Origin of the sequence: Methylocaldum sp. RMAD-M (genome assembly GCF_017832375.1) — a bacterium.
Lineage (GTDB): Bacteria > Pseudomonadota > Gammaproteobacteria > Methylococcales > Methylococcaceae > Methylocaldum.
The window spans coordinates 1-1,299 of record NZ_JAFIBZ010000070.1; the positions used below are offsets into that span (position 1 = coordinate 1).

The 1,299-nt window shown below is 59.4% G+C and carries 1 protein-coding gene; it reads right to left on the bottom strand.

Annotated features, from left to right (window positions below; all coding sequences use genetic code 11):
* Positions 1-139: 139 nt before the first annotated feature.
* The gene (locus tag JOD69_RS24470; RefSeq protein ID WP_086132764.1) at positions 140-1,093 is read right to left on the bottom strand and encodes a site-specific integrase; all 954 of its coding nucleotides are present in this window, start codon (positions 1,091-1,093) and stop codon (positions 140-142) included.
* Between the last annotated feature and the right edge of the window lie 206 nt (positions 1,094-1,299).

The window sequence follows — 1,299 nt, forward strand, 5'->3', positions numbered from 1 at the left end:
CCCTGCTTCAACGGCTGGCGCGCGCCGCGGCGTTCGCTAAGCCTCGACCCGAGTGGCAAATTCGCTTGGCTGAAGTTCATCGCTAATCAGGAAGTTTTATGGAAAGATGAGGCTTCACCCAGCTCTCGACTGAACGGATTCAGGACGCCCTTCGCCGCAGAGTTACTATGTTATCGGCATCGTCTCGGGTTAATAGGTCGAGCCGCTCCCCCAATAACCGCCACGCCTCTGCTTGTGCCGCCTGTTGCTTCGAGCGGTTATAGGTTCGCTTAATGCGGTCCTGCTCAAGGTGGTAGGTGCAAAGGTGGGCCATGTCCGGCAGGACGCCAAGCTCCTCCATCAGCGTGGTGCAGGTGCGGCGCAAATCGTGGGGCGTCCAGGGGCCGCCGGACAGCAACAGGGCACCGGTCAGCTTGCTGCGATTCTTCAAGGCCTCGGTGCGCTGGCGGTCGCCCACCTGTTTGGTGATCGATTTCTTGCACACCGGCTTGGTACCCGAATTGTCCGGGTACAGCCACGGACTTGAACCGGTCACTTCGCGCAACCGCTCGAATTGGCGCAAGGCGAAGTCGGACAGGAAAACCGTATGGGTGCGCTTGATATGGGTCTTGTCCTTCTCCGGGGTGAAGGTCCAGGTCCGCGCCTCGAAGTCGATTTCGTCCCAAGTCGCTTTCATCAGGTCGCCCACCCGACAACCGGTGGACAGCATGATCCAGATTGCGCACTCGGACGGTCGGTAGAGATTGGCGCCGGGAATCTTTCGGGCCAGTTCGCGGATTTCATCTTCGGATAGCACCCGGTCGCGCTCGGTTTCCTTCCCGCCGATGTCCTCCTTCTTGAGACGGTGCGTCGGGTCGTTCTTCACGATGTCGCGGGCATAGCCGAAACCGAACATCTGCCGCATTTCCGACAGAGTGCGATTCGCTAACCGGTGAGCGCCACGGGCGAGGATGTTATCCAGCACTTTCATGACATGCGCCTTGGTCACGCCCTCGGCGGGAAGCTGGCCGAGGACCGGGAGCACGTCCTTTTCGAAGGATCGGATCAATTCGTTTCGGCTGGATTCCTTCCGCTTCGCCAGTTCCAGACTCACCCAGCGGTCGAACAGGTATGTGTCGTCGGGCCTGTCAATTGGACCAGTAACGCGGTTACCTTGGCTTGATGTTCGACCTTAGCTTTCAGTTTCTCGGCTTTGCGTTCCAAGGTAAGCGTCCGACGGTTACCGTCGTGACAGCCTCAAGCCGCCAACGGCTGGGTCAGTTCCGTCACCTGATCGGCCAGGTTCCAGGGTAGGAACTC